The organism is Acinetobacter sp. AS5 (assembly GCF_048957595.1).
GTDB lineage: Bacteria > Pseudomonadota > Gammaproteobacteria > Pseudomonadales > Moraxellaceae > Acinetobacter.
This window is the reverse complement of record NZ_JARDAL010000024.1, coordinates 1-21,566: the sequence shown is the minus strand read 5'-3', so window position 1 is coordinate 21,566 and position 21,566 is coordinate 1. Positions and strand designations below refer to the sequence as shown.

The following is a 21,566-nucleotide window of genomic DNA, read 5'->3' as shown; positions in this document are numbered from 1 at the left end:
TTTTAAAAAATTTCCATATTTATTTAAACTTATAGCCATTTTCTTAAATCCCATCTTAGAGCTTTAAAGTATATAATCCAAAATATACCATATTGGAAATGGCTTTTGTATTTTTTTACTTGATTCTTATTATTTTTACTTCTTCTGTATAAATTTTTTCTTTCAAGAAATCATTAAGCCTAGTCAGATCCTTAAAGATCCTAGCTTTATCTTTTTCTCGTCTTGTTGTTAAAGTCCAAACCTTTTGGCCTGACCATGCCAGTTTTGCTGTGATAAAAAATCCACCCTCAAATTCATTAATAATTAACTCTTTAATAAATCCTTGTTTATTAGATTCCTCTAGCACCACCTCTGAAATAGAAAAATCAGGATCAATATTTATAAAATCAGTCATCCATAAAACCTTTTAAAGCACCCATAACAATGGTGCATTATCATCAATTTAGGTAATCTTGGTAAAGTTTTTTTAAAAAATTTAAAGAAATTTTAAATATTTTAGCTGAATTCTACTTTAGTCATGACTAAAAACTTCGATGCTTGGATAAAAGCTGCAAGCTGCAGCGTTTATCCAGGCATCTATATTACCTATCTAATCCAGATCCATAGCACATATATCAGAGCAAAGTGTCTACTTTGCGAACTGACGCAATCAGTTAAATTTTCCCTTCCCTGATTACCGTTGATTTTCAAGTGAGCTTTAAAAAGCTGTGCTTTTTAAATGGCGACCGCAGAAAATAAACTGCTCCTATTTGATCTAGTAGCGGGTTTTAAATAGTACATAATATGAGGTTATTAAAAGGGTTATAACCCCACGTTAAAACATACTATTGCAATGCTACTTCTCATAAATGGCGACCCGATATAAGTAGTAAATTATTTAAAAAGGACTTAATATCCACCTGTGGACATTTATTAAATTGGATAAGTTATGACTGAAGAACTAGGAACAGAAATAGAAACACAAGGAAAGATATTAGATCGCAGAAAAAGATATAGAAAAAAGCCTACTACCAAAACTCCACTTTCAGTTTATTTCAATATGGATGTTCCTGAAGATGTTGAAGCACTGGAAGCCTTAGAATACTTAAAAGATATTTATGGCGGGGAAAAGCAAGGAAAAAGTGTAGCAGTCAAAGAAGTTTTAAGAGTTTTCTATAAACAATTACAAGAAAAAAAAGCCTGATTTAATCAGGCTTTTTTTCTTGCAAAAACTTAGGACTTTTTAACTGTAGTGACTAACTTGTCATCTACATAAAGATAAACTCTTCTATTATGTGTATAAGATGAAATTTTAGGTTGTCCTTCTCCACCTCCAACAGATCCGTCTTGATTACTGCTGACAAAAGAACAGTGAGGAAAGCCTTTACCTTTAGCCAGATCTTTTTTTACATCACTAATTGTAGACTGACATTCAGAAACATTAAGACCGCCAGCAAAGCACATAAAAGCACGACAGCCATAATTTTCATCTTTAGCTGCAACTAAGGCAGATGTACTAGCTAAAGTTAAACCTAAAATAAATTTTTTATACACAAGTAGTCACTCTATTTAGATGAGTTTTCCAGTACGAATAACTTGCCTTCAAAGTTTAGAGATATTGTTTTGGCATTGCTGCACATTGAACAGATCTCTTGAATCAAGAAGGGTAAATTCCGTGTGAATCGAATTTTTCCTGATGCGGTATGAATGACGTGATCAACATCATTTACTTTAACAGTCACAAAATATTGGAACTGTTCGTTCATACCAATTTCAACACCATAGTTATTTGCGTTGAAGTCATCGACTGTTTTCAAGTCATTCATCGTTAAAGCCATTTCTGCAAGATTCCTAGTTTTTTAAAAGTGAAGTGCGGACTCTTACAAAATATAATTAATTTAAAAATGTAACTGAAGTGTAACTGTGTGTAAAAGACACAAAAACATCAATTTTTTTAAACGCTTTTAATATATATCAAAAAGTTTAAAACTTTAATGAAACATTTAAAACTTTTGTAAAAAGTTTGTATATATCAAAGCTCATATTTTTTTTAGATCCCTTCCCTTTTTGTCATGTAAATATCACTTTAATAATCTTCTAAACATTTCTAAAAACTTTTTAAAAAAAACTAGAATCGGGTTTAAAAAGAGTTTAGATAGAGTTTAGGAGTGTTTAGAACAGTTTAAGAGCCTTAATTTATTTTTGTAAAACATAAGTTTACAAGCCTATAACTATACGTTTTGTCGCTACAACTATACGTTTTGTCGCTATAACTATACGTTTTGTCGCTATAACTATACGTTTTGTCGCTATAACTATACGTTTTGTCACATACCTATACGTTTTGTCGCAAATAATCCGCAGACTTATCAACAACAAAGGAAAGGTGGCTAAATTTTTCTTAAAAATCAGTAATTAATTAGGTGTTTAACTCTAATTAATTATATTTTTGCGTATTTTTTAGCCTTAAACTATGCTGCACTCTCAAAACTATACGTTTTGTCGCAACTTCCCCGCATAACTATACGTTTTGTCGCAAACCTTCGAATATGCGTACTGGATACGATTATATATATTTTTCAGGAATTAACTAGATTCTTGTTAATCAATTAAGTTATTGTTTTATATAAATAATTATATTTATGAGCGATTTTTATTTTTTGGTGCTAAAAAAGATATTTGTATAGGCTTAAAATCATAACTATACGTTTTGTCGCAACATAAGTAATTGATATTTATATAATAGTTATAAATATTCAAAATTGAATATTTTTTATCTGGTTTTTGTGTTAAAAATAGCCATACGTTTTGTCGCAACGTAACTAATTGAAATAAAACAAAATACTTAAAAAGGAAAAACATTTATTTTTCTTATACTACTACAGGGGTATAAAGTAATTTTACTGATTCTTAATAAATATATTTTTTAAAAACAATAATTTATAAACTTATTTAATAACTATACTTGATAAATATACTTGTATAGTTATAATGATTTCGAAAGGAATAACGGATTTACAAAAAAAATGCAGAAAATTATTGGCTCACAAGGCTTAGAGAACTATACACAATCTAATACAAGGGCAAAATTGACCGATTTAGTTGTGACCCGCAATGATTTTCCTACTGCCAGATATAGCATTGATCTCAATCTTGAGAAGCTTATGTACTGTGCAATGATCATCGTGAGAAAGAATGAGCTTAAAAATAAGACCTCAATTACTCATGACGACTTCATTTATGTGAGCAGCGAAAACTTTGGAGAATTGACTTCCCCAATGGCCAGAAAGGAAGTGCTTACAGCAACAGATAAACGTGAAATTCAGAGAAATGCTGAAACTGCTTTAAAACGTATTTATACAAAATTTGATAACCCAACTATGTTGGTTAAAGATGGGGAATCTGACGAACCTGCTAAAGTTCCAATGATGACTTATTGCCATTATGACAAAGCAACTAAATGTATTAAGGTTAGATTCGCAAAAGAATTTTTTGAGTATTTCTATGATCTAGTTAAGAAAGTAGATGAAAAAACTAAGTCATTTAGTAGCCATGAACTGAAGCATATTATCTTATTTAATTCGAGCTATTCCCTTCGTTTGTATCGGATCTTAATGAGCTATATGTGGCGTACATCAGAGGTCACTATTGATCTGGAAGAATTAAGATGGATGCTTGAATGTGAGGATAAATATAAAGAATTGGCCAATTTTAAAAGCCGTGTTTTGAATGTGGCTCAGGAGGAAATTAACGAACTTAGCAATATTAATGTCAGTTTTGAGAACGTAAAAAATGGAAAGGAAGTAGTTGCTATTAAGTTCATTTTTAACTTGAAAACTGAATATAAAGAGCAAGGACACATCAAATTTATAGATAAAATGAAAAAGGGCTATCTGGCTGCTGCAATTCCGTTTAGTGATGATGGTTCACACTTTAAATCACCTGATCGAATTAAGCATTTCAAGCCACCAGTAAAGGTATCTCCAAAACAAATCAGCACCTTAGTAAATTGCAAAGAATTTTTACTGGATTACGGATATTTCTTAGGTAATTTAGACGAGGATACTTCTAAGGTAATCATGAGAACTCTATTAACTGAAAAGTTAGATAAGCTTAATGCTCATAAGCCGATAGATATGGATTATTACTTCTGGTTACAGGCAAAACGAGGTATTATCACTAATAGCAATAATGATAAGAAAGACGATCAGGACACGGACGATCAGGATTAATATCTAAAAAGCATACCCACCATATTGTCTTAAACAGACTTCGCTAATTTAAGACAATATGGTGGTTCAATTTAAAACCTTCAAAAATTATTATTAATCTATATAAAAAGTATCTTTTCTGTTCGCATCCAAATAGTAAAATTTAATAATTAGCCAGTTGATACCTTAGTCATGACTAAATATGTACGTTTAGCCTAAGTGGAATATTTTGCCAATTTTAAAAAAGTGTCTATTTAATAAAAGCAATACCTTAATGTTATCCAGGAGCTGGCCACCCTGCTGTGACCAATGTTATATTTTGCCAATAAAATTTAATTTAACTGTTGTTTAAGTATTAAGTTTATTTCTTATTAACCTCTATTTTTAAAATCTTTATGCTATCTGGTCGCTACCCTGCGGGATAGCTTTGTATATACCGCTACTGGAACAAATGGGAGCAGTTGCGGTGCTGCGGTCAGCTCGACAAAATCACAGATTTTGTCGGCTTCACTTGCCCCTTGCAACGGTAATCAGGGAAGGGAAAATTTAACTGATTACGCCAGTTCGCAAAGTAGACACTTTGCTCTGATCTACCTTCTAGGGATCTTAACTAAACATTGTTTTATTTCTTAGTCATGACTAAGGGAAAAACGATTGTTCATCTTGTGTGTTTAAGCTCATTCTAGCGTGTTTGTGAGTTTGATGTGGGGTAGTTAAACATAAGGTGGAAAAAAGGCTATCAGCAGCCTAAGAAACGCAAATATAAGCATTAGAAAAGCAGACCAGACAGAATACTTAACTAGCTATTTTTTATAGATTTATATCATTTAAAAAATTAGTCATGACTAATTTTTTTGCTTGAATGTCCACAGGTGGACTGATATAATGATTTTATCAGGACGCATCGGGCGACCTGAAATAAAACAGGTATTTAAACATGAAACATTTTTCATCAGTTACATCATTAGACGAGTTAAAACTTCAATACAAAAAACTAGCTTTCAAAAATCATCCTGATCGTGGCGGTAAAACCGAAGTTATGCAGGAGATTAATAGCGAATATGAACAGCTTTTAAATCGCATTATTAATGAAGCATCAAAAGATCAGTATCAAGATAGTTCCGAAAATGGGCGTGGTTTCTGGTCAAGCCGTTCAGAACACTCTGAAGTTGAGAAAAAAGTAAAACAGGCTATTGATGCAATTATTAATCTGGATGGTTTAGATATTGAAATTATTGGCGTTTGGGTTTGGGTTTCTGGTGATACTAAGCAGCACAAAGAAAAATTAAAAGAAGCGGGTTTTGTCTGGAATCGAGTGCAATGTAAATGGGTTTTCATTGGTAAAAAATCAAATGGTCGAGGCAGAATGACTTTAGATCAAATGCGAGAGTTACACGGCAGCCAGAAAGTTAAAAAAACCAGAATGTCAGAAGAAAGACAACTTTTAACCGCTTAATGAATGAGTCCCCGAAAGGGGGCTTTTTTTTATCAATATTTTTAGTCATAACCAAGCCTTATTATTCTTAGTCATGACTAATCTTTTGCTTGATTGTCCACAGGTGGACTGATATAATGATTTTATCAGGACGCATCGGGCGACCTGAAATAAAACAGGTATTAATTATGCGAGCTTCAATAGTTGCAATCTTTACAAACTATCCTACAGGTAAACTGGTTCATTTTTGCGGGCATGAGGTTTTAACTGGATCTAATAATAATATTTGGTTTCCAATCTTTGATGAAAAAACACTATTCCAAGAAATTGAAAAAATCATGATTAATTGCCGAGTAGCTCACAATGTTACTCATATTGAAAGAATCAGAAGGGGAGATAATGAAAAAGGTTACTTTGAAGATTACAGAATTACTTATAACTTAGCCGTTTAAGCTAGACCTCCCACAATGGGAGGTTTTTTTTGTGGCGATTTTTTTGGTTTTTAGCTTGCCTAAAAAAACATAAAAAATTGTCTATCTGTTCTGCTTTATATACGCTTATTTTAGCCTGTTTAGGTTGGTGCTGGGAAACCCTAGCTTTATATATAAAAAAGGCTGTCAGTAGACAAAGAATCGCAAATAAGAGCATCTAAAAAGCAGTTTAGCCAGGTATTAAAACGGATATTTTTCTACTCAATTTTCCCTATAAAAAATTAGTTATGACTAAGTTTTTGTTTGAATGTCCACAGGTGGACTGATATAATGATTTTATCAGGACGCATCGGGCGACCTGAAATAAAACAGGTTAAAAATCATGGAACAATATATTTCAGTTTATACACGTCAGCAAGCCATTGAAGATGGTTTTCTAGTTGCAATCAATTCTCTTAGTTCTAAATTAGATGGACTTGCAAAAGAACATTATAAGCATCCTATCTGCTTCACTTCTGCGCTTTGGACGGTAGTTGATAAGGCTGTAAAAAATGAAAAATGGCTTAATGACTTAGAGGGCGTTATTCATGACATTTTATGGATGAGCCGAGCATATAAGACACACCTAAGCCCAAGTGTGGTACGTTTTACTGTGATTATCACAGGCGCAGGTCGCAAGAGAAATCATATTTTAGAATTGCACGTACATGGTGGAGATCAAGGAGAGCCAGTCATAACAATCGGTTATCCTGAAGATTTTTAATTTACGTCCTCCCTTTATGGGAGGATTTTTTTATGATAAAAAACTTAGTCATGACTAAGAAAATGCTTGCAAAGTCCACAGGTGGACGTTAGAATATACAGCATAAGGACGCAATAGGGCGACCCTTAATAAGCCATTAAACTAGGTGAAATATGAAAAAAGTTGTTGCTTCAAATCAAAAGGGCGGTGTGGGTAAATCTGCAATCATTTGCCAGTATGCACACTATTTAAATTCTTTGGGCTTGCGTGTATTAGTCATTGATCTAGACCACCAGAAAAACACTACAAAAGCATTGATTACTGGCGGGGCTGTGACTGTAGCTAATGTATCCGCTTTCGACATGCTGACCAAAGAAGATCAAACTATTTCAAATCCTGAAGCCTTTACTTTGGTACAAGCAACACCAGAATTAACAGCTATTGAAAAAAATGGCACTTTGCATAACAACTTTGCCACCAATTACCAGAAGTTTTTAAAATCAGTTGATTCTTTATTTGATGTTTGCCTGATTGATACCAATCCAAACCCCGATATTCGCCAAGTAGCTTCATTAATTGTTAGTGACTATGTTTTAAGTCCAATTCAGTTGAATCAGGAAGCTATTGACGGCATCGGTGGATTACTCAAGCAGATCCAAGCGATTAATCAAAAGCTAAACCCAAATTTAAAATTAATCGGCATCCTTCCGAATATTGTTGAACCAACTCCATTCCAGAAAGACAACCTAAAAGCTATTGTTCAGCATTTTTCAAAGTACCTGATCAAAAACTCAGATGGTAGCTATGCTTTCGTTAAAAAAACGACTGCAATCGCTGAAGCGCAAGCGCAAGGCATACCTACAAATAAATTGGGTAAAACTAGCGGTTTTACCGCATGGGCTGAATTAAAAACAGTTTTTGAAAGCATTAACAAGTTTATGGAGATTTAAGGAATGTTAGATTTATCAGCTTTGGAAGGTATTGATCTAGGTAATCCTGCACCAGTAGCAGACGGAACACCTAAACAGATTCCACTTATAGATATTCTTGAAGATCCAGATCAGCCGCGTGTTGAGTTTCCAGAAGATCAGATGCAAAAAATGGTCGAATCAATCAAGGCTCGTGGAGTTAAAACACCTATTAGTGTTAAACCCCACCCAAAAGAACAAGGCAAGTGGATCATCAATTATGGAGCTAGACGTTTTAGAGCTTCAGTGATGGCTGGCAAGGAAACTATCCCTGCTTTTGTTGATAATGATCATGATGATTATGATCAAGTCATGGAGAATAAAGAACGCCTAAACCATTCACCTATTGAGCTTGCACTTTTCATTCAAAAGAAAATTAAGCAAGGCGAGAAGAAAAACGTAATCGCTAAAAAGTTAAATGAAGATCCTGTTTTTATTTCAACTCACTTAGCTTTAGTAGATATGCCAGAGTGCTTATCTAAGGCTTATGATGCAGGTTTTAAATCTCCAAAGACTTTGTATGACTTACGCAAACTTTGGGAATCATTCCCTGAAGAAGTAAACGCTTGGGTAGATGAATCTTTAGAGAATGGTCAAGACATTATCAGATCGAGAGTACAGGCTCTATCTAAAAAGTTAAAAGAATCTAAGCAAGCTGAAGCGACTGAAGCAGATCCAGAATCAGAACCACAGGCGCAAGAAAGCCAAGAACAAACCGCCATTATTGATGATAATGAATCTTTCAATTTTGATGGGGATGATCAATCTGAAGCGACTGAAGAACCTGAAGTTAAAAAACTGATGGATCAATCAAACCAGAAAGAGCAGCCAGAAGCTAAAGAAGAAGATCCAGACAAAATCAAAAAACCGCTTTTAGTTGTTATTCATGACGGCCGACAAGCGAACCTGATGCTTAATAAAAAGCCTTCTTCTTTGGGTTTTGCATGGATCAAATACGAAGATGGAACAGAGGTATCTGTAGATTGCAGCAGCCTTGAAATCGAGTATTTACAAGAAGCCTAAACCTACCAATGGAAAAAGACCTTGCTTATGCAAGGTTTTTTTTTGGCGGGTTATCCCGACCACCTAGCTTGATTACCCTTAGTCATGACTAAGGAGAAAAGAGGGAAAAATAAAGGGATATAATCTAGGGCAGGATAGGCAGCAGCCGTTAAAAACCTTAATTTGTGTCACAAATTAAGGTTATACTATTCTTTCAGAATAGCTATCGAAAATATTAGTTTCGATAAAGGTACTGGAATCATGACGAAATCAAACTTGGATCAAGTTTTAAAATTTAGGGTTAGCAATGCTGTTTATGACTGGTGGCAAGCTAAGTGTGAGAAGCAAGGAATCAAGAAAGGTGAGCCTTTCCAGAAGGCTTTAGAAAACGCCTATAAAAAAGAAAATGATCCTAATTATTCAGGACAAGATTTTTCATTGAATCTGGAAAAGGACTTAACCGAAAAAATCTATCAGTTAGCTAAGTTTGAAGAAGTAGATCCAGACGACTTGATCAAAAAAATGATCAAGGAAAAGTTATCTGAAATAGAAAAAACGCAAGACGTTATAGATGTATTTGAAAAAACATCACGCAAAGAATTAAGGCTTAAACCAAGTTTGATGAAAGCCATTAATGAGAAAGCAGCACAGATCGGCATGAAACCGAATCAATATATCATTTCGGTTTTAACAGCTAATGTCACAAAAGATTCAATATTCTTTAGCCAGGAAGAAGCTCTTAAACTTGGCGAATCAAATAGTCAGCTTTTGGCGATTGGTAGAAACCTAAACCAAATGGCTAAGAATATGAATCAGGGTATTTATGAATCTTACGATAGAGAATTTGTCGAGCGAGTACATCAGCTAGTAAAAGCTCAAGTTAGGCATGTTTTCACTCTATTAGAGCGCAATAAAAAGAGATGGGAATAATGGCTAACGGAAGCAGTAAGACTACCAGAGAAGTGCAAAGCACCTTGCTTGCTCATGGTGAGCAGCTACTTAATGGATCTAAAGTTAGGCGTGTTAATCAGACCCAAAGTTTAGATACTTTTTTAAATGACCTGTCTAAGCCTAAAAATGGATCTGGCCATTCAGCTAAATCAGCCCCTAAATCATCTCCAAATAGCGTTAAAGCAACTTTAGATAGAATTAGTAAAAAGACCCCTGAAGTAATGGTCAAGGTTACTGGTGGAGGTAATTCTATGGGGAAAGTGAAAGCCCACATGGGATATATCACACGGAATGGACAATTAGAGGGAATTGATCAGGACGGAAATAAAGTTAATGGTAAGGATGATATAGAAGATACTGCTGAAGATTGGCAAATGTCAGGTACACCTATTTCTGATGAAGAATCTAAATATAAGCAGGCTTTTAATATTGTGTTATCTATGCCGAAAGGTACGGATGAAAAAGGCGTTTATGATGCTGCAAAAGAATTTGCAGAGGAACATTTTAAAGACCATAAATATATGATGGTGCAGCATACCTTTACCAATGACCCTTCAAAAGATCCAAGTGAAAACCCGCATGTGCATGTTGTTGTTAAAGCTGTTTCTGAAAAAGGTGATCGGTTAAATATCAGGAAGGCTGACCTTCAGAAATGGCGAGAAAGTTTTGCTGAAAAATTAAGATCCAGAGGGATTGAAGCGAATGCGACAAAACGTATAGCTAGGCTTCAAAAAAATAGAAGTGATAAGCAGTCAGTTAAACAAATGAAAGAGCAGGGCAAATCGTTTAAGCGATATGGTAAAAATAAGGCCAGTCCAGAACGTGTCCAGAAAGCTAAACAGCAAGAAAAAGAAGCATTGACGCATTACAAGGAAATTACTAAAGCTCTATCACAGTCACCAGATCCGCAAGATAGAAAACTAGCAGTTGATCTAGTGGACTATTTACGGAAACAGGTAGAAGTGAAAAAACCAACGCCACAGCCACAGATTCAATCTAATAAGCCAGATCCTCAACAGGGAAAGAGCAAGGGGAAAGAACAAGATAGATAACAAGATAAGGCACAAATAATGTGCCTTATTTTTTAGTCATGACTAAGGATAAGCATATTTAGGTGTATCCTTTTATATAATCAATTCAATTTAATATCACTTCATTTCTATATATTGATCCAAGTATTGAATCTATCCAGATAAAGACAATAAAGCACCGTTCAGCGTTGAAGTTATCAATATTTGAACCATGCAGAAGATCATTTCTTTCATTGTGAAATTTTTTATTTTGATCATTATCAAACTGGAAACTTTCCAATCTTAAAAAATTTTCATTTATATCTTTAGCTAACTCAATTTTTTTAGCTAGTCCAACTACATTTTTTCCATCCGAATTGCAGATGAATTTAGTTTTACCGCTAGCTATCTCTTTTCTAATAATATTCTTAAATATTAAGTAATCAGTAATGATCCCTTCTAACTGTGAGTGAATAAGACAAAGACACCCTGAAAAATATTCTAATTCATAAAGTTTAAATGCTTCTGCAATCAGTTGTTTTCTTCTTTTAAAATGATTTCCTATCTGGATCTCATCAAAGCATTCCAATATTCCCATTTGAAAAAGATCATCATTGATAAGGTGCAGAATACTTACACTTTCAATTTGCTCACTATTGGCGAGTAGTCTAAAAATTTGTCTATAAGGAATAGTTTCCAGTGCTTCTGATAAGTTAGAGTTTCCTTCCATTTTTGATAATAATTTTTTCATGAAAGGAGATGTTCTTTCATGGCTTTTAACTAAGTAATCAACATTCTGAATAAATTTCGATGTTTCAGGATTCTTTTGTATTTCTTCAAATTTATCTGCAATAGGTTGTAAAAAATTTCTCATATCTAACAATAGCTGTTGAAAATTATTATTGCTCATTTGAATCCTTAATAATAAAAAAACTTTTATACATTATAAAAATGGCTATTTATTTTTTACTACTTCTAGCGCATATAAAATATTTTCTTTTGGGCAATATTGTTTTTTGGAAAATTTTTCCATTACAGCCGACCCAATAATTCTTGTATCTGCATTAAAGAAAAATATCTCTAAGTCATAAGGTACATTGACCATATTAAAACAGGTATAAATCGGCTTTTTCCATGTAAAGACTAAAGGCTTTAATGAAGGATTTTCTTTAAAACCTATTTCTTGATCACGTTCCCTATAGAGGTATAGAGCCGTTAATTTTTTTCCATTAAAGCTAAACGTCTTTACTTCTTTATCTTGATCAAAGTAAGGGTTATAAACCTGTTTAAAGGCCATAACAGACACTACTATTAAAAGAGCTATAAACGCTGCATATTTTAATTTCAATTCCTGTTATTCCTTTTAGCCAGGTGGCAAGTCACATGCAAAAAAATTATCTTAGTCATGACTAATTATTTAACACTCATAAGTTGATCCCATTTAAAGTAATTGGGAGACAGCTTATTACGTGACATATTCCAATTTCTATCAGGTAGCATACTGGCACCTAATCCTATTTTTCTCTTACCAAATTTATTCTGTATATCATCGAGTGAATCCATAAGTTTATTACTTGATTCTATCTTGTTCATGTCCGTGAATAGGTCATAAATATGAGTAGCTTTAGGTTCAAGACAAGTGAGGATAACTCCACATTTTTTAAATCCAATATTCTTCTGGTATAGCTGATCAACCATTGAGGTAGCAATTTTAGAAAGTAATAAACTATTGTCTGATGGATCGGGTAAAGCATAAGACAAAGATTTATTATAAAAAGGCTCAGAAGTATCAAATGGATTAGATTGAACAAAACTAATAATACATCCACATAGTAAATTTTCACTTCTTAAACGGCTTACGGCATCCTGAACATAAAGCGTAATCGATTCTTTAAGATCCTCACAGCTATAAACTTTCTGGCCAAAGGAACGGCTTGCTATTATTTGTTTTTTTGCTTTAGGACTTTGTTCAATTTCAATGCAAGAAATTCCCTGTAATTCTAATAATGTTCTGTGCATGACTACAGAGAATTGATCTCTAATCATTAAGGGGGAAGCACAGACAAAATCGAGAACAGTATTAATGCTTAGGCTATTCAGCTTTTTAGTATGATTTCTACCAATACCCCATACTTCACTAACTTCTATAGACTGATATAAGCTCTCAATCGAACAATAGTCCATTGAAACAAGGTTACATACACCTTTTAAATAACTATTCTTTTTAGCGATATGATTAGCCATTTTTGCTTCTGTTTTAGTCCGACCAATTCCAATACAGGCCGGCAAACCTAGCCAACGTGTGAGCCGATCCAGAATTAAATGAGCATAAGCAGTTAGATCATAATTTGAAGCATAAGCAGTTAGATCTAAAAAGCATTCATCAATCGAATAAATTTCTTGTTCTTGAGGTGTAACAAATTCAGCTAGGACTTTTATAAATCTACGGGACATTTCCGCATATAGAGCATAATTACTCGAAAGGACTGTGATGTTGTGCTGCTCTACAAGATCCTTGAGTTGAAAAAAAGGTACACCCATCTTTATGCCTAAGTCTTTAGCTTCTTGTGAACGAGCCACGGCACAACCGTCATTATTAGACAATACGATTACTGGCTTATTATTCAGGCTTGGATTAAAGACACGTTCACAACTTACATAACAATTATTAATGTCTACCAAAGCAAAGATCTTATTTAGATTTTCCATGTAGATTAGACCAATAGGATTAGATTATTTATGTTTCCTAAATGGCTTAATGACAAAGGTCACTACACCCCATATTAATAATTCTTGGCAATCATTAAGGTGAATGTCGTCATACTCTGGATTTTCAGCTTTAAGCCAACACTTTTCACCTTCAACTATTAATCGCTTAACGGTGAACTCATTGTCAATTAAGGCAATAACAATATCTTCGTGTTTAGCTTCAAGACTACGATCCACTAGAAGCTCATCATCAATTTCAATGCCTGCGTCACGCATGGAAAGAGAAGCAACTTTGACAACAAATGTTGCCGCTTCATTTTTCACAAGGTGTTCATTCATATCTAAAGTTTTATCAATATAATCCTGTGCGGGAGAGGGGAAACCAGCAGCCACTTTTTCAGAAGCCAAAGGAATACGTTTAAATGTTGTAGGATTAATTAAGGTAATAGAAGCCACATCATTGAAAGTAGGCTTTTTATTGCCCGCTAAAAAATTTTTAATCTCTACAATACGCGATTCTGGTACACGCATAGTCTTAGTTGGTTCATTATAAATTGCCTTTCTTCCTGAACCTTCCCTATAACCACCTTTTGTATTCGAATTCATACAAGCCCCTTTGATTTTGTGACAAAATCAAATAGTACTTCTTAAGCTATTAAAAAAACAATATAAATTCGATGAACAGCTAGAGATTTCTATAATTGTATTATCTGGAAAAATTTTAGAAGTCTAAAAAAATTGAATAAAAATTATGATGATAGAATTATTGGTCACACATATAAGACTCATAAAAAGGGAAATAAGAACTTCCCTTTTTATTTTTTATATATCTAAATTTTGATATGGCCCCATAAATCAGCGGGGCTGGTATGGACGCTTCAGGCGCTTGGATCGAGGAATCCACAGGTCATTGGCCGTCATCCAGCGCCGAACCGTTTCTACCGGGATATTCAGGTCAAATATGCTGCTGAGCTTTTCATGCGCCAAGGTGGGTCCAAATCCAAGCAGATGTTCAGAAGTAATGGAAAGACATTGCGATTTTAATAAATCGTCATGGCGGTGATGGCCCGGTTGACCACGACTGGCATGCGCCAGACCTGAAACACCGTCTTGATTGAGCTTCTGCAATAATCGGGTTATTTGACGGGTGGAAAGATTCAGGATTTCAGCAGCACGGCCTTGAGTAATACGATGATCTCGAACGTCTTGCAGAACTGCAAGACGTTGAATTTCTTTATCAGACATATTGATCAGCATCTATATTTATATCCAGTCCATGATGGTGAAAACCATCATAAACTAGACATTTTTATTGGTGAGAATATAGACACTTTAAATGGGTTTTAACATATGTGTGTTATTCCTAAGTAGAAATGTCCTATACAGACATTTCCAAGTCAAGCACAGGGTTCAGATTTCGTTCTTTGATTACTGTTTTCTGTGCACGTCTGCTTGGCATCTTTTGAGAACGATTGCGTTTATTTTGTTGTTCTAGTTCTTCATGCTGCTGTTGAATATGGGCTAATACAGAACCCAAACGTTTATTTTCAACAATCTCTCGCTGGTTGAGCTGACTTAATTTATCGAAGATGCTGTAATTGATTTTTCTTCCCTGATATTCAATCGCGACTGTACTATCCGGGTATTCCAGAAACTCAAGATACTTGCCAATCAATCTTTGGTTTTCTTCCGTGTTTTCCAGGAGATATACGCATTTATCATAAGTGATCGTCAGGCTATTCGTGATTCTGCGGGGTTCACGCCAGGTAAAAATATCATCTAATTCTTCGGCTGTTTCAGTGACAGTCCGGTGTAAGTTCTTGGGATTAAAGGCCATCTTGGCAAACTTCTGATTGAACTGCTCAATGAAGCAGGGTAGCCAGGCATTGGCTTCGGCAATCGAACTGATGCCTTCCAGACGCATTTCTTTGATCAGACGGTCCTGAAGCGTTCTATTGGCTCGTTCTACACGGCCTTTGGCCTGTGGTGAATTAGCGAAGATAATATCGATATTCAGGGTGCTGAGTACGCGCCCAAACTGGGTAATCTTGGTGTCTTTCTTACTGCTTTGATTCACCCTGAAGACTGAATGTTTATCGCTGTAGAAGGCTAAAGGCTTACCATGCTGCTCAACATACAAACGTGTTGAAATCATATAGTCAAAGGTTGATTCCGACTCACAGAAGCGTAAATGCTGTAATTTGCCTGTGGCATCATCGATAAATACCAGCAGACAGCATTTAGGGGCTCGACCTTCAAACCAGTCATGGTGTGAGCCATCGATTTGGATCAGTTCACCATAACAGTCCCGGTTATAACGAGGCTGATACGGGCGTTTCAGACGCTTGGCGCGAGAAATCCATAAATCGGCTGCAATCATCCAGGAACGCAGTGTTTCCACTGAAATATCAAAGCCATGAACGGTGGTGAGCTTTTCATGCGCTAAAGTGGGTCCGAAACCATGAAGTTGATCAGAAACAATATTGAGGCACTTGAGTCTGAGCTCTTCAGGAAGCCTGGAATTGCTGATTTGACCACGACCGGCATGGGCTAATGCAGCTGGGCCTTGAGCTTTGTATTTTTGCAATAAACGCCTGATCTGACGCTCTGAAATATGAAGTAGCTGAGCAGCTTGGGACAGGGTTATGCGTTGATCACAGATTTCCTGCAAGACCGACAATCGTTTAAGTTCTTTATCCGACATAGACACCAACATATCAAACCGTCCGCTAAGGAAATTGCAAAAGTGCATATTCTAAAAGCGGACATTTTTACTTTGGAGAAACCGGACATTTCTACTTTGGGCTTACATATGTGATTTCGCATAAGAAATTTTATGTTAAATACAAATAAAAAAAGTCCTAACGCACTGTCAGGATTTTTTAGTTGACATGTTATTAATCCTAACCGTAGTCAGGGAAGTTATACCCAAAAACTTTTTTCCAAGTATTTATTGATTCTTTATCTTTTCCTTCATTTTCAAGTTGTCTAGCATCTCTTGAAAGTTGGGCGAATGTTTTAAATTTCTCGCTCAATGAGTATCTACTATAATAGTCTATATCATTGATGTTACTTTGAATATTTTTAGGATCAGCCACAGTATTGATAATACTATTCGCTAAGTAGTTAAAAACGTTCTCTAATTCCAAATCAACATACTCTGAACATGTATTATTCGGTTTACTTTCATAGTAGTACAGGATCATAGCTTCTAATAAATAAGATCCGATGTTCACTCTTTTTTCTTGTTTCCAGTACTTCAATATGCGAATTACATTTAAAACATTACCAGATTGATTTTGATTGACGGCTGATAATCTATCTCTATCAGTCTTAGGATTCGTTTTTTTCCAACTTCCAGATCTATTTGGGATTAAATAATAAGAGTTTCCATCGCTATCTGGTGATGTCAAAAAGCAAGGAACAATATCGAAATTCCATGTATAGCTTTTCAACTTCAGAGTTGCTGCTTCTCCATCCCTTTTGATTTCAGCTGATGAATATTGACTGACCTTACTTAATTCTGATTTAAATGCATTGGTAATACGTGTTGAACTTAAGCTTGAACTATCAAGAGTTTTCGCATATTTTTTTAACTTTCCAGAGTAGTTTTCTGGAAATTTCAACTCAATATCGTCCCAAGATCTTTCATAATATGTACATCCATCGGCTTTGATACCAACCATTAGATCAATATCATCTAATGGTCTAGTTTTAGTCTTTCGAGCAAAAGAACCAAAGCCGATATCGATTTCTGGATATAAGTTAGGAAAGTTATCATTATTTTCTGGAAAGTTTGAAATTTGATCTAATAACCAATTTCGACTATTTCGAGCCTTTGATGATGTAGCTGAATCTAAATTTACAATATTTTTCTGGAAGTCATTAAAAGCACTTATAACTGTTGTTGCCATATAAATCTCAATAAAGTTAATTAAAGATAGTTGTCTATGTATCTTTGAATATTCCTTATAGATAAGGTTTCATTTTGATTTTTAAAGTATTTATGTAATTTATTTGGAATAGGTCTAGCAGATTTACGATATGAATAAACCGCATTTTGTACCTCTTCAGCAAGAGATATAACATCTTGATCAGTAGCACTATTATTTGATAGTTGGTTTAAGGCATCTTCTATTTCACTATTCAAACGATTTCCTTCTTTAACAGTTTCTTTATGTTCTAGGACTAGAAAGAATAGAAATATTACTATAGGTATAGAGGCACTTAGTGTTTTGATAAATAATGAAATATTTTCAAAATAATAGATACTTACCGCAAAAAATACGAAAATCAGTAAAACAATAAAAGCTAATACGGTCTTGTAATATCTTTCTCTGTTGGGAATGTCCCAAGATAAATTTTGGCTTTGGCATAGGATAATTGCCATAGGGTATTGATAAGTAGCTGCGGGGGATGTATACCAATTTAAAAATTCTGAAAAATCTCCATACTTTTTCTTATATTTTTCAGATAATAACGTTACTTGACGGTTGTTGGGTTTTTCTCCTAAATAAAGTTTGTTCCACTTTAAGTTAAAGATAGAGCGATCATATAGTTCTTGCATCTGTACTGCTGAGCTTCTTATATTTTTTATCCAACATGATAAAGCTATACTACTGAGGCTACAAAAAATAGCTAAGTAAATGAATATAGAATAATCCTTAACAATACCAATTAATCCAAGAGTAAATGGCATACATACACTAATGATAAAATTTATTGTCATTAGAAATTTACTGTCACTGTATAAAGTATTTACAGCTGCTTGTAATTCTAAATTGGCTAGATCATTTTGCTTCTTTGAAATCAAGTTAACCTCTAAGTTTCTAATTTTTAATAATATTATACAGAATAACGAGTATGAAGTTTTAAATAATTAACAAGATCCTAAAATGATTCTCTTTATATAACTCAAACTACTGGTGTAATCTTTAGTTACTTATGAAATTCTTAGCATTGGGGAATAAGAAATGAATAGTGATAAACAGTACTTTGATCGTCTACAGGAAGAGTATTCAGAAAAATATGGTCATGAACTGTATGCAATTGATGATATTGAAGGAAAAAAAATATTTATTGATATTAATGATCCGTGGAGTGTTTCCTCAAGTTGGGGGTCTTTAGAGAATGAAATACGGTTAATAAAAATGGGACTATTTCCATTAACATTAAGACAAAAATTCGACAGGAAAGAAACTTTTGAAAAAAAAGCAGACGAACTAGCTAAGCTAATTAATGTTGTTCACACTAAAGAAAATAGTATTCTATGTCCTACTAGTAGATACAATCGTAATAAAGAAAAATAGAATTAGTAATTAGAGCTGAATAATTTAATTTACCTCAAACTAACATAATACACGTTATGCGAAGTCAAAAAAGGAAGCTTAGGCTCCCTTTTTTATTGATGATTTTTTAATTCTTTTAGCATGGCATCCCGCAAAATTTCATTCATTCGTGTTTGATAACCTTTACCTTGTGCTTTGAACCAAGCAAGTACATCAGCATCTAACCGAATTGAAGTTTGTTGCTTCACTGGGCGATAAAATTGATTATGGCGTACAGCATTACTCCAATCAGTAATTTCAGGAATATCTGATAGATCTAGCTGATCATCAGGAACTGTACCTTTAGCAAGCAAGCGTTCAATTTCAGCATCTTGCTTGTCGCTGAATTTTTCATTCAGCTCTTTGCGTGAGTATCTAACCATGCTCATATTTATCTCGCTCCGTTTTGGTTACCTGTCTTGCACTAATGATTCGTATGATTTCACAGTCATCTTCATCAAAGATGGTATGAGCTACTAAGAGCATTAGTACGCCTTTTACTTTTCCAATGGTTTGCCAACGTTCTTCGCCATCGGTATGTCTGTCTTGGATTGAGATCCTCAATGGATCTTCAAAAACAAGGCTTGCCGTTTCGAAAGAGACATCGTGTTTTTTTTGATTTTTTCGATTCTTTGCCTCATCCCATTCGAAATACTGTTCCATAAAAAACATTCAAATTTGTATATACAATAATGTATCACAAAATTGTATCACTCAAGCTGAAAAGCGTAATTTTTGGTCAAAATTAGTGGCAAAATATGACAAAGTTGATCAAAAAACACACGAGTTGTTAAAGCGTGTGTTTTTTGATCTTTTTGGTTTTGGTTTTATTGAATTAAGTGTTTGATAAATAGAACTATTTAAAAAGGCATTTCGTATAATGCCCATTATGTTAAATGGAACCTTCTTTAGTTGAATATTCATACTTTCAATGGAGCAAAACTTGCAGAATCTTGTCTAATTTGTAATCCTTGCAGCCAAGGGTGTCTAGCTGAGCTAAGGCAGGTATTTGTTGTAGTCGGGCCGCTATAATATTGATAAAGAGCGCCTGTATGTTTAATTTCAAGATTTTTAATAAAGTCTCTACGGAAGTGTTGACGATAAAAAATGACCTTCAGCTTAATTCTGAAATTCAACTTATAACAAAATATAAGACCTCTACTTCTGAAGATTATAAAAAAGCAATTATTTTGATCTTTAAAGAACGTGGTTATTCAGCTTTAGAGATTGGTCAACTATTGGAAAATTAAAGTAAAAGATTTATTCTGATCAGATAGGCACCCTTATTTAAAGGTGCCTATTCATTTTAGAAATTCTTAAATTTCAATCTGACTACCTAGCTCTACCACCCGGTTAGAAGGGATTTTATAAAAATCACTGACAGGGCTGGTATTTTTTTGCATTGCGACAAATAACTTTTCACGCCATGTAGACATCTTGCTGGACAGACTTGGAATTAATCTTTCTCTAGAAACAAAGAAGCTGATATTCATTAAGTCATACTCAAGATCCAGTACTGAAAAAGCTTGTTTCAATGAATGAGGCACATTAGGCTCTTCTTTAAATCCATAATGGATCGTTATTCTGAAAAAACCATTCTCTAGTACTTCAGTAACGATTCGCTTAGCTTCATCAACATACGGGATTTCAGAAGTCTTGATTGTCACCAAAAAATTACGTTCATGCAGAACTTTATTATGCTTTAGATTATGTAAAAGCGCATGGGGTACGACTTGAGGCGTTCCAGTTAAAAATACAGCATTTCCACTCACTTTCTGACCTGTCTGTTCAAGGTGCTCAAGAAACACATTCAGTGGAAGCGTGTCCTTCTGCAGTTTGTCCTGAAGAATCTCTCTGCCTTTTTTCCAGGTCATCATGAGGGTAAAAACAATAACCGCAATAACGACTGGTACCCAGCCTCCAATCAGGACTTTTAATAGGTTTGAACTCAGCAAAACCAGATCAATAAAGGCGAATGGAATAATGAACAGTAAGACTTTCCATGTTTTCCATTTCCAGTAACTATAAGCCAGAAAAGCTACTAACAGTGTGTCACAGAACATGGTCACAGTGACGGCCAGACCATAAGCACCTGCCAACTTGCTGCTACTTTCAAATATTAAGATCAAGATGGTGATAGAGATAAACAGGAGCCAGTTCAGTAATGGAATATAAATTTGTCCAATTTCCGAAGCGGAGGTATGTAAAACTGTAAGCCTAGGTAGATATCCCAACTGTATTGCCTGTTTAGCCATAGAGAATACCCCACTGATTAAAGCCTGTGAGGCAATCACTGCAGCTGCAGTAGCCAGAATAATCATAGGATATAGAAGGGCTGAAGGCAGAAGCAGGTAAAAAGGATTGGTGATAGCCGAAGGATCTCTTAACAGTAACGCTCCTTGTCCAGCATAATTCAGCATCAGACATGGCAGTACAATTAAAAACCAGCCTAACTTGATCGGTAAAATACCAAAATGTCCCATATCCGCATATAAGGCTTCACCACCTGTTACTGTTAAAACCACAGCTCCCATTACAAAAAATGAAATAAGAGGATTGTTAATAACGAATAAAAAAGCCCAGTGTGGGCTGAATAATGCAAGAACAAATGGACTTTGAATAATACTTATAATGCCAATGGCACCAATAGATAGGAACCATAACAGGGTAATAGGACCAAAAAACTTCCCCATCATTGCAGTCCCATGTTTTTGAACGGCAAAGTGATGTGGTTCTAGGATTTTAGACCACGCCTATAAGTGATAATCTACTCCCCAATAAGCATGGGAAATGCTTGTTTT

At 34.6% G+C, this 21,566-nt stretch carries 23 protein-coding genes and 2 pseudogenes; 11 read left to right on the top strand and 14 right to left on the bottom strand.

What is annotated here, in order from left to right:
• Window positions 1–115: 115 nt before the first annotated feature.
• On the bottom strand, window positions 116–394 hold the full coding sequence (locus PV763_RS09300; RefSeq protein ID WP_005248732.1) for a hypothetical protein: 279 nt from the start codon (window positions 392–394) through the stop codon (window positions 116–118).
• A gap of 534 nt (window positions 395–928) precedes the next feature.
• Here PV763_RS09300 and PV763_RS09295 point away from each other — a divergent pair.
• Complete coding sequence (locus tag PV763_RS09295) at window positions 929–1,183, top strand: hypothetical protein (RefSeq protein WP_420198116.1); 255 nt, start codon at window positions 929–931, stop codon at window positions 1,181–1,183.
• A gap of 29 nt (window positions 1,184–1,212) precedes the next feature.
• Here PV763_RS09295 and PV763_RS09290 read toward each other — a convergent pair whose 3' ends face one another.
• Both PV763_RS09290 and PV763_RS09285 read right to left on the bottom strand, forming a co-directional pair.
• The gene (locus tag PV763_RS09290) at window positions 1,213–1,533 is read right to left on the bottom strand and encodes a hypothetical protein (protein ID WP_420937732.1); all 321 of its coding nucleotides are present in this window, start codon (window positions 1,531–1,533) and stop codon (window positions 1,213–1,215) included.
• An 11-nt stretch (window positions 1,534–1,544) separates the two neighbouring features.
• Window positions 1,545–1,817 carry a hypothetical protein gene (locus PV763_RS09285; protein WP_420937731.1) on the bottom strand — a complete coding sequence of 91 codons (273 nt, stop codon included), beginning with the start codon at window positions 1,815–1,817 and terminating at the stop codon, window positions 1,545–1,547.
• Between the two features lie 1,188 nt (window positions 1,818–3,005).
• On the opposite strand from PV763_RS09285, the gene PV763_RS09280 reads away from it, so the two are divergent.
• The 8 genes from PV763_RS09280 (at window position 3,006) to PV763_RS09245 (ending at window position 10,771) form a co-directional block, all read left to right on the top strand.
• Window positions 3,006–4,211: a replication initiation protein gene (locus PV763_RS09280; RefSeq protein ID WP_420937730.1), complete on the top strand. Its 1,206-nt coding sequence runs from the start codon at window positions 3,006–3,008 to the stop codon at window positions 4,209–4,211.
• 916 nt (window positions 4,212–5,127) lie between these two features.
• Window positions 5,128–5,646 (top strand): molecular chaperone DnaJ, encoded by a 519-nt coding sequence (locus PV763_RS09275; RefSeq protein ID WP_420937729.1) that lies wholly within the window; start codon window positions 5,128–5,130, stop codon window positions 5,644–5,646.
• A 116-nt stretch (window positions 5,647–5,762) separates the two neighbouring features.
• The gene (locus PV763_RS09270) at window positions 5,763–6,077 is read left to right on the top strand and encodes a hypothetical protein (RefSeq protein WP_420937728.1); all 315 of its coding nucleotides are present in this window, start codon (window positions 5,763–5,765) and stop codon (window positions 6,075–6,077) included.
• Between the two features lie 361 nt (window positions 6,078–6,438).
• Window positions 6,439–6,819, top strand: a complete 381-nt coding sequence (locus PV763_RS09265; protein ID WP_420937727.1) for a DUF6573 family protein — start codon at window positions 6,439–6,441, stop codon at window positions 6,817–6,819.
• Between the two features lie 152 nt (window positions 6,820–6,971).
• A complete protein-coding gene (locus tag PV763_RS09260; RefSeq protein WP_015060288.1) occupies window positions 6,972–7,748 on the top strand; it encodes a ParA family protein in 777 nt (258 codons plus the stop codon).
• Between the two features lie 3 nt (window positions 7,749–7,751).
• Window positions 7,752–8,789: a ParB/RepB/Spo0J family partition protein gene (locus tag PV763_RS09255; RefSeq protein WP_420937726.1), complete on the top strand. Its 1,038-nt coding sequence runs from the start codon at window positions 7,752–7,754 to the stop codon at window positions 8,787–8,789.
• Window positions 8,790–9,029: 240 nt separating this feature from the next.
• The gene (locus PV763_RS09250; RefSeq protein ID WP_015060290.1) at window positions 9,030–9,698 is read left to right on the top strand and encodes a plasmid mobilization relaxosome protein MobC; all 669 of its coding nucleotides are present in this window, start codon (window positions 9,030–9,032) and stop codon (window positions 9,696–9,698) included.
• Complete coding sequence (locus tag PV763_RS09245; RefSeq protein ID WP_420198109.1) at window positions 9,698–10,771, top strand: relaxase/mobilization nuclease domain-containing protein; 1,074 nt, start codon at window positions 9,698–9,700, stop codon at window positions 10,769–10,771. Before PV763_RS09250 ends, PV763_RS09245 begins: the two co-directional genes overlap by 1 nt.
• 85 nt (window positions 10,772–10,856) lie before the next feature.
• Here PV763_RS09245 and PV763_RS09240 read toward each other — a convergent pair whose 3' ends face one another.
• The 8 genes and pseudogenes from PV763_RS09240 to PV763_RS09205 all read right to left on the bottom strand — a co-directional run bounded on the left by PV763_RS09240 (window position 10,857) and on the right by PV763_RS09205 (window position 18,251).
• Entirely contained in the window at window positions 10,857–11,639 is a 783-nt protein-coding gene (locus PV763_RS09240) for a hypothetical protein (protein ID WP_420937725.1), read from the bottom strand.
• A 45-nt stretch (window positions 11,640–11,684) separates the two neighbouring features.
• On the bottom strand, window positions 11,685–12,077 hold the full coding sequence (locus PV763_RS09235) for a DUF192 domain-containing protein (RefSeq protein ID WP_420198107.1): 393 nt from the start codon (window positions 12,075–12,077) through the stop codon (window positions 11,685–11,687).
• 65 nt (window positions 12,078–12,142) lie between these two features.
• Complete coding sequence (locus tag PV763_RS09230) at window positions 12,143–13,438, bottom strand: Y-family DNA polymerase (protein ID WP_262444846.1); 1,296 nt, start codon at window positions 13,436–13,438, stop codon at window positions 12,143–12,145.
• A gap of 24 nt (window positions 13,439–13,462) precedes the next feature.
• Window positions 13,463–14,044, bottom strand: a complete 582-nt coding sequence (locus PV763_RS09225; protein WP_420937724.1) for a LexA family protein — start codon at window positions 14,042–14,044, stop codon at window positions 13,463–13,465.
• A 252-nt stretch (window positions 14,045–14,296) separates the two neighbouring features.
• Window positions 14,297–14,695, bottom strand: a pseudogene (locus PV763_RS09220) (helix-turn-helix domain-containing protein); the annotation flags it as partial.
• A 121-nt stretch (window positions 14,696–14,816) separates the two neighbouring features.
• Complete coding sequence (locus tag PV763_RS09215) at window positions 14,817–16,142, bottom strand: ISNCY family transposase (protein WP_420937752.1); 1,326 nt, start codon at window positions 16,140–16,142, stop codon at window positions 14,817–14,819.
• A 199-nt stretch (window positions 16,143–16,341) separates the two neighbouring features.
• Window positions 16,342–17,352: a nucleotidyltransferase gene (locus tag PV763_RS09210; protein ID WP_420937723.1), complete on the bottom strand. Its 1,011-nt coding sequence runs from the start codon at window positions 17,350–17,352 to the stop codon at window positions 16,342–16,344.
• A 20-nt stretch (window positions 17,353–17,372) separates the two neighbouring features.
• Window positions 17,373–18,251, bottom strand: coding sequence for an S-4TM family putative pore-forming effector (locus PV763_RS09205; RefSeq protein WP_005006303.1), 879 nt, complete (start codon window positions 18,249–18,251; stop codon window positions 17,373–17,375).
• A gap of 160 nt (window positions 18,252–18,411) precedes the next feature.
• On the opposite strand from PV763_RS09205, the gene PV763_RS09200 reads away from it, so the two are divergent.
• Window positions 18,412–18,747 carry a hypothetical protein gene (locus PV763_RS09200; protein WP_169031081.1) on the top strand — a complete coding sequence of 112 codons (336 nt, stop codon included), beginning with the start codon at window positions 18,412–18,414 and terminating at the stop codon, window positions 18,745–18,747.
• Window positions 18,748–18,839: 92 nt separating this feature from the next.
• On the opposite strand, the gene PV763_RS09195 is transcribed toward PV763_RS09200, so the two are convergent.
• Window positions 18,840–19,154 (bottom strand): BrnA antitoxin family protein, encoded by a 315-nt coding sequence (locus PV763_RS09195; protein ID WP_004282216.1) that lies wholly within the window; start codon window positions 19,152–19,154, stop codon window positions 18,840–18,842.
• Complete coding sequence (locus tag PV763_RS09190; RefSeq protein ID WP_005006312.1) at window positions 19,141–19,428, bottom strand: BrnT family toxin; 288 nt, start codon at window positions 19,426–19,428, stop codon at window positions 19,141–19,143. The genes PV763_RS09195 and PV763_RS09190 overlap by 14 nt, the downstream gene beginning before the upstream one ends.
• A gap of 389 nt (window positions 19,429–19,817) precedes the next feature.
• Here PV763_RS09190 and PV763_RS09185 point away from each other — a divergent pair, with 389 nt between their 5' ends.
• A complete protein-coding gene (locus PV763_RS09185) occupies window positions 19,818–20,015 on the top strand; it encodes a hypothetical protein (protein ID WP_004282105.1) in 198 nt (65 codons plus the stop codon).
• 66 nt (window positions 20,016–20,081) lie between these two features.
• Here PV763_RS09185 and PV763_RS09180 read toward each other — a convergent pair.
• A pseudogene (locus PV763_RS09180) lies at window positions 20,082–21,488 on the bottom strand (potassium transporter Kup); the annotation flags it as partial.
• Window positions 21,489–21,566: the final 78 nt, after the last annotated feature.